Genomic DNA, 7257 nt, shown 5'->3' on the forward strand with positions numbered 1-7257 from the left:
GTCCGTTAGAAAATCCTATTCAGTCCATTAATGGCAGCAACTCGATAAGCTTCAGCCATGGTCGGATAGTTAAATGTAGTGTTAACGAAGTAATCTATGGTATTGCCTTCGCCCTTTTGCTGCATTATCGCTTGGCCGATGTGGACAATCTCAGAGGCACGTTCGCCAAAACAATGGATCCCTAAGATCTCTTTTGTTTCTCGATGGAACAAAATTTTCAAACTTCCTGTCTGTGTAGACGCAATTTGCGCTCTGGCCAAATGTTTGAACTGGGCTCTTCCCACTTCATAAGGCACTTTTGCTGCAGTAAGCTCTTGCTCTGTTTTTCCTACAGAGCTAATTTCTGGAATGGTATAAATACCAGAGGGAATATCTTCTACCAATGCCGAATGCGTTTTTATGCCAAGCATAGCTTCCGCGGCAAAACGACCTTGGTTGTAAGCTGCAGATGCTAAGCTTGGATAGCCGATAACATCGCCGACCGCAAAGACATTGTCTACGTCGGTCTGATAATTTTCATTTACTCTAAGCTGACCTCTGCCATCAGCTTTCAAACCAATATTCTCGAGTTTAAGGGTATCTGTATTACCCGTTCTTCCGTTAGCAAACAGAAGACAATCTGCACGCATGCGCTTGCCCGACTCTAAGTTTAAAATAACCGAGTCATCGGTAGCCTCAACCGAAGAATAGGCTTCATTGTGACGGATAAGTACGCCATTGTTCCACAAGTGATAACTGAGCGCGTCAGAGATCTCGTCATCTAGAAAAGACAATAGTCGATCGCGCATGTTTACCAGGTCAACTTTAACACCTAAGCCTCTGAAGATGCTGGCATATTCGGAGCCGATTACCCCAGCGCCATAAATTATGATGGACTTGGGATCGTGATTTAAAGATAAGATCGTGTCTGAGTTGTATATTCGAGGATGGCTAAAGTCGATGTCTTTAGGGCAATAGGGGCGTGAACCTGTTGCGATAGCAATTTGACCGGCAGTGACTGTATCTTTCGAGCCATCTTTACGGGTAATCTCTAACGTATGCGCATCTACGAAGCTGGCTTCACCGTGGAAAAGCGTTACGCGGTTTCTATCGTAGAATGAAGAACGAAGTCTAGTTTGGCTTTTTACCACACCGCTAGCATGGCGCATGATGTCAGAAAACGTAAGACTCTTACTTAAGTGGTTGTCGGCAAACAAGGGAGAAGAGTTATATTCAATAAGACGACTTACTGAGTGACGAAGGGCTTTCGATGGAATGGTTCCCCAATGGGTACAGCCCCCTCCCACTGCCTCGTAGCGCTCAACCACGGCTACTTTTTTTCCGGCTTTGGCAAGCTGCATTGCAACGCCTTCTCCACCAGGACCTGTGCCAATAACTATTGCGTCATAGTGATACGACGGGGCTTTAGTTTTTTGCTTCGTTGCCATCTTACTTTCCCATGTTGTTACTTTTGTAATGCGATGTCACCACTAGGTTAGCCGTAATACAAAATGAATGATTCTGGTTTTAGTATAACGACCTTATCCAACTATAGAATAAAAAAAAACCACATAAGCAGACACTTATGTGGTTTTTAGCGTTCAAACGTATAAAAGAGGGCGTTAATTTACGCCATTTGCAATGACAAACTATGTAACTGTGTCCATTTCTCTTTCTGTACAGCAAATGCGTGTTTCAGCTCTTTGTACTTGTATGCAAGCTCAAGCCCTTCGATACTGCGCTTTAGGGTGCGTTGTTTAACGCGCATAACACGTTTTTTCGTGGCGTAGTATTCACTCATGCGCTGCATTAACAAGTCGTATTCTTCTTGAATGGTATGCATCATTTCTTCAGCATTAGGCAGTAGCGATACTTTTTCACTTGCTCTTTGCAGCTGCATTGCTGCTAACGCTTTCTCGATGCGCTCTTCTGGCACTTTGCGAAGGTTGGATGTCAGTCCTACCAGTGATAATCCCTTAATAAGCCATTTTGTAGGATCAAACTGATACCAGCGAATGCCATTACGATAGTCGTACTCAAAGATGTGATGGTAATTGTGATAACCTTCACCAAAGGTAAAAAACGCAAGAATACCGTTATCTCGTGCTGTGTTCTTATCGGTGTAAGGCTGGCTACCCCAAAAATGAGCAAGAGAATTGATAAAGAAGGTTACGTGATGCACTAGCACCAAGCGAAGTACACCGGCTACCAAGATCATGCCTAATACGTCACCATTTAAATAGCCCAGAAGACCTGTGATACCGAAGTTGGCCGCCAGCACGATGGGCAAATAGTAGTTATGCTGCCACATCACCACTTTATCTTTTTGAAGATCTTTACAGTTACTGTAGTCATCGTAACGTTTGGCCTGATACTCACGCAACATCCAGCCGATATGCGCAAACCAAAGCCCTTTCTTCGCAGAGTAGGGGTCTTTGTCGTTATCATCAACATGACGATGATGAACGCGATGATCTGACGACCAGTGCAAAATACTATTTTGCAGCGCCATAGCGCCACCAATCGCAAGGATCACACGAACAACCACATTGGCGTCGTAAGTTTTATGCGACCATAAGCGGTGGTAGCCGGCAGTTATAGACATACCGGTAAAGTAAAATAGGAATATAGCCGCACCGATTTCTGCCCAATCGATGCCTTGATACGCCACCCATAGCGGCACACCAATAAACGCAATTGCGCCAGATATAATAAATACCAGCACATTAGTAAGGATAAGAGGAGGTTTTTTCATTTTATACAACTTGGCTTACAACTGTTCGCTAATTTATCGTTTTACGAGGCTTCAGGCAAGCAAAACCCAGATTAGTTCTGCTTACATGTGTAAAGTTTAATTATAGTAAAGCTACGCTGAAACGCTCGTTGATTGTGGCTTTTTCTGCTTAATGCTTGTTTATAAAAGAGATGATTCTGTTTCTCTTTCCCCACTGGTGTGTGTTGCGATAAACTACACATGCTAGTCTTTGATGTACGAAGTTTGATTGCGTTAATGGCTATACAGATGACGTAAGGGCTTCAACCCCAAGCGCTAAAAATCATCAAGCCGTTTAGAGCTAATCAACCTATGGTGCGAATGTGAGTCGACAAGAACAGAAATTAAAAACCCGCCAAAATATCATTCATGCTGCGTTTTCTTTGCTCGATGAAAATCGCAGCTTATCGGCAATCAGCTTGCGTGAAGTTGCCCGAGAGGCAGGTATAGCACCTACGTCTTTTTATCGGCACTTCAAAGATATGGACGAATTGGGTTTAACGCTGGTGGATGAAGCCGGTTTAGCATTGCGGCAGCTTATGCGTCAGGCAAGGCGGCGTATAGCCTCTGGAGGCGGCGTAATACATACTTCTGTTGAAACCTTCATGGAATTTATTGCGGCAAATACAAACGTATTTCGTTTATTACTACGCGAGCATACTGGTACGTCGTCGGCTTATCGGTTGGCAGTATTTAGAGAGATTCAACACTTCATCGACGAGTTGACCGACTACATTATTGAACAGCAGGGCGTAGAATACGCATGCGCGCAGCTTCAAGCTGATGCTATGGTAAGGCTCGTATTCAGTGCTGGGGCAGAGGCATTAGAAGCAGACGATAAGCTTCGCCGCGAAATTGGTGAGAGAGTGAAAGCACAGCTTCGCTTCGTTCAAGTAGGTGCAACGCAAAAAAGCGTATAATTGAATTAGTGGCGATTGGCCTTTTAAGTCCACATCGTTTGCTCTAATCAAAGCCACCTTATTTTAATACGTCTTCATAGGCCTTTGTGACTCCAAAGGCCTTGTCAATTTGTACCAAAACTAGCTTTTGCGTGTAAGTAAAACGCCAGCCTCAATGTGATGAGTAAACGGGAATTGATCGAATAGTGCTGATTGAGCAACGTCGTGAGTTTCACTTAAAAGCTCAAGATTTTGCGCCAGCGTTTCAGGGTTACACGAGATATACACGATATTATCGTAATCCTGAATCATTCTAAGCGAGTCTTCATCTAACCCAGCTCTTGGTGGGTCAACCAATACAGTTGTGAAATTATATGCACTTAGATCAATGCCTTCTAACCGACTAAACGTACGTTCACCTTTCATAGCCTGAGTGAATTCTTCAGCGGCGAGTCTTACGATCTTCACATTATTAAGCTGATTTTGTTCAATATTAAACTGCGCAGCTTGTACAGAGGGCTTGGCTATTTCGGTCCCCACAACATTATCGAAGTGAAGCGCTAGCGGCAGTGAGAAGTTACCTGCACCGCAATACATCTCCAGTAAATCGCCAGAGAGCGGCTTTACGCAATCTAGTGCCCATTCAATCATGCTACAGTTCACTTCGGCATTGGGCTGAGTGAAGCTATTTTCGATATGCTTAAATATGAATTCTTTGCCATTAACGGGTAAGCGCTCAATAACAAAATCGTTGTCGATAATAAGCTTTTGTTTTCTCGCACGGCCGATGATGTTTACTTTCGGAAAGTGAGCCTCGAGTTTCGCCTTTAATTCTTCTGCAGCCTCTTGCCACTTCTCATCTAGTTGACGATGGTATAAAAGGCTGATGACAAGCTCGCCAGATAGTGCAGAAAGATAATCGATTTGAAAAAGCTTCTTTCTTAGCGCTTCATTTGGTCTTACTTCTTCAAGCAACAGCGCCATAGCATCGTTTATTGCTTTACAAGCAGGAGGAAAGCTATCTACGCGGTACTTTTCTTTTGTTTCCTGGTTGAACATGATGTGAAACAAATCATCGCCTTCATGCCATACTCTAAATTCGGCGCGCATACGGTAGTGCGTTGGTTGCGATGGAAATACGGTTAAGTCAGGCGCATTGAACGGAGAAAGTAACGCAGTAAGACGTTCTACTTTTTCGTCCAACTGAGCTTGATAGCGTTGTTGTTCGGTCGCGGTCATAAAATTCTCCATTCAATGTTGAGGTCGCGAATTGTAGTCCCTTATAAAATAACTGCAACAAGCGCTATCTACTTCTGCATTATTATTAGGAACGACCCAGTAAAAAAAGCTGTATTAAAATTAAACAATACTGATTCTTTGCCGATAATAAGATTGAGGATAGTGAGGATCAAATTATGAACGTGGGTCAAATTAAGGCTTTTATGGGCGACCAGAAGGTCGATCAAAAAGCAGATCAAAAGGCATCAGTTCACCCGAACGAAATGTTGAAAAAGCAGTTACAGCAAGACGGATTGCAGCAAGCGGCTGAGTTTTCTAAACAACAAGCGGCATCAGTATCTGTTTCCAGTAGCCAAACTAGCATCGGCTTACGTGTGGTGAGTAGCAGCCTTAACCAAGCGTTAGTTATAGATGGCCAAAAGCCACAAGAAGCCAAAGAGAAAACCATTGAAGATAAGTCGAACAGTTTGTTCGACTTTGAAAAAGTTGCCAGAAACGTACTTAAGTTCGTAGGTGGCGTCATTAGAGGTGCGGCAAACGGTGGTGCCAGCGAAGAAAAGCTTAATGGCTTATTTAGCCAAGCGAGAGAAGGTGTAAGCCGTGGATTCGCTATGGCTGAAAAAGACCTCGCTGGTTTTATGAATGAAGAGATTGAGCAAGGGATGACAAAAAGCCGCGATCTCATCGATACAGGAATAAACGATCTGGAAACTGACATATTTGGTCGCCAGCAGCCGAACGCTGTAACGCTTTCATCCTTAAACGCGGTAGCTGCATCGGATGAGAAAAGCGGAAGCTTGCTGATTCGAACTAAAGATGGCGACGAAGTGAGTTTTAGTTTTGAGAGTCTTCGCTCGTTCCAAGCGTCTCAACAACTTAATTTCCAAGCGCAGGCATCTCAGGAGCAATCAGGCGGTAGTGGCGAGCAAAGCGAAAACAATTTTTCAGCGTCATACCAACAACAAACTTCGTTCCAATACTATGAGCGAAGCGGTATTAGCTTTTCATTGAAAGGCGAGCTTGATGAAGATGAGTTAGAGTCGATAGCTGATTTGGTTGGTCAAGTTCAGGATCTCGCCGACACCTTTTACAGTGGTGACATCGACAAAGCATTTGAAGAAGCGTTAAGTTTAGGCTTTGACGATAAAGAGTTAGTTGGCTACGCGTTACAGTTAAATAGAACAACACAGACCGAAGTACTAAAGACGTATGAGAACATCCAACATTACAATGAAGACAAAAGCGATAATTCGAAGTTTGGAAATGTGGTTAGCCCTATAGCGCAATATCTAGAAAAGATGATGGATACTTTTGCAAATGCCGAAAGTACGTTAGAAAGTAACGAAGACTATAATACCTTAATAGGTGGGTTGATTAATGAGATGAAAGACGTGCAGGTGCCAGATCTTGTATCTGCTATAAATAGGTTTCACGCTTTCAATCAAACGTTACTTAATGGACTTCCTCAATCTGCTGAGACAAGTGAATAACTAACTATTTATTAATATAAAAGCCCGGTAGCGAGAGCTAACCGGGCTTTTTTATAGCCTTTAAACCGTACGTAGAATTACGCGTGTTCGACTTTGTCCTTTGCAGGGCGAACTTTTAGGGTTCGCTCCTGGAAGATTGAGTCGTTAGTTTTATCGATAACGCTGTTTAAGTCGTCAGTTACAACTTCGATAAAACCGTATCCTTTTCTTTTTCCAGTTTTACGGTCCTTCATTAAGCGAACCGACTGTACTTCAATAAAGCTACTGAAGTATTCCTTTACTGCGTTCTCGTTTGCTCTATAAGGCAAATTACCCACATATAAAGTTTCTACTGATCCGTCATTAGAATGTGCTCTGGCATCTGAGGAAGATGGACTTTGAATAAGAGACGCTAGCCAAGGAGTAACGATACCGCTGATCAGCAGAGCTGCTGAGACGGTCAGTGGAACATGGACGTTTAAACTAGCAGAAGAAAATAACAAGTAACCTGCAATTGCAAAAATAGCGCTAATAACAGCGCATTGAATAAAGCCTACTTTCATATACCTACCTTTCTATTGTTTATTATGGTGTTGGAGGCTGTATATAGTTTACTCATTTGTAACAAATTGAACAATAAAATGTGAAAAAACTAGTCTAAAGATGGATTGAGTCGCTAGAAATGATGCAGAAATGAGCGGTTAATACCAAAAGTGGCTTAAAAAGCAAAAAAATCCAATTTAAGTGTTGATCTTTCACAAGAGGTATCTATAATGCGCTCCACGTTCTGAGGGGGCTTCGAGAAAAACAAAGCCAACTTAGCAACAAGTGCGAAACCAAGTTTTCAAACAAAGAAAAAGTTTAAAAACATGGTTGACATCGAAAATAAACGATGTAA

Annotated in this window: 6 protein-coding genes; 2 read left to right on the forward strand and 4 right to left on the reverse strand. The window is 42.7% G+C overall.

Annotated elements, in window-relative coordinates:
* Nucleotides 1-5: 5 nt before the first annotated feature.
* Together sthA and ACFI6J_RS21120 are read right to left on the reverse strand one after the other, a co-directional pair.
* Nucleotides 6-1427 (reverse strand): Si-specific NAD(P)(+) transhydrogenase, encoded by a 1422-nt coding sequence (gene sthA, locus ACFI6J_RS21115; RefSeq protein ID WP_462586381.1) that lies wholly within the window; start codon nt 1425-1427, stop codon nt 6-8.
* A 179-nt stretch (nt 1428-1606) separates the two neighbouring features.
* Nucleotides 1607-2734, reverse strand: a complete 1128-nt coding sequence (locus ACFI6J_RS21120; protein WP_014950711.1) for an acyl-CoA desaturase — start codon at nt 2732-2734, stop codon at nt 1607-1609.
* A gap of 341 nt (nt 2735-3075) precedes the next feature.
* On the opposite strand from ACFI6J_RS21120, the gene fabR reads away from it, so the two are divergent.
* A complete protein-coding gene (gene fabR / locus ACFI6J_RS21125) occupies nt 3076-3672 on the forward strand; it encodes an HTH-type transcriptional repressor FabR (RefSeq protein WP_014977408.1) in 597 nt (198 codons plus the stop codon).
* Nucleotides 3673-3792: 120 nt separating this feature from the next.
* Here the strand turns inward: fabR and trmA are convergent, their stop codons facing one another.
* A complete protein-coding gene (trmA, locus tag ACFI6J_RS21130; protein WP_282762986.1) occupies nt 3793-4890 on the reverse strand; it encodes a tRNA (uridine(54)-C5)-methyltransferase TrmA in 1098 nt (365 codons plus the stop codon).
* A gap of 176 nt (nt 4891-5066) precedes the next feature.
* Here trmA and ACFI6J_RS21135 point away from each other — a divergent pair, with 176 nt between their 5' ends.
* The gene (locus tag ACFI6J_RS21135; protein ID WP_014977406.1) at nt 5067-6380 is read left to right on the forward strand and encodes a DUF5610 domain-containing protein; all 1314 of its coding nucleotides are present in this window, start codon (nt 5067-5069) and stop codon (nt 6378-6380) included.
* A 77-nt stretch (nt 6381-6457) separates the two neighbouring features.
* Here the strand turns inward: ACFI6J_RS21135 and ACFI6J_RS21140 are convergent, their stop codons facing one another.
* Nucleotides 6458-6922, reverse strand: coding sequence for an RNA recognition motif domain-containing protein (locus ACFI6J_RS21140; protein WP_014950707.1), 465 nt, complete (start codon nt 6920-6922; stop codon nt 6458-6460).
* Between the last annotated feature and the right edge of the window lie 335 nt (nt 6923-7257).

This window comes from Alteromonas sp. G4i13 (assembly GCF_054960505.1).

What these genes read in the sequence shown, in the direction of transcription:
- ACFI6J_RS21135 (WP_014977406.1), top strand. Translation starts at nt 5,067, where the DNA reads ATGAACGTGGGTCAAATTAAGGCTTTTATGGGCGACCAGAAGGTCGAT.
- ACFI6J_RS21140 (WP_014950707.1), bottom strand. Translation starts at nt 6,922, where the DNA reads ATGAAAGTAGGCTTTATTCAATGCGCTGTTATTAGCGCTATTTTTGCA.
- trmA (WP_282762986.1), bottom strand. Translation starts at nt 4,890, where the DNA reads ATGACCGCGACCGAACAACAACGCTATCAAGCTCAGTTGGACGAAAAA.
- ACFI6J_RS21120 (WP_014950711.1), bottom strand. Translation starts at nt 2,734, where the DNA reads ATGAAAAAACCTCCTCTTATCCTTACTAATGTGCTGGTATTTATTATA.
- sthA (WP_462586381.1), bottom strand. Translation starts at nt 1,427, where the DNA reads ATGGCAACGAAGCAAAAAACTAAAGCCCCGTCGTATCACTATGACGCA.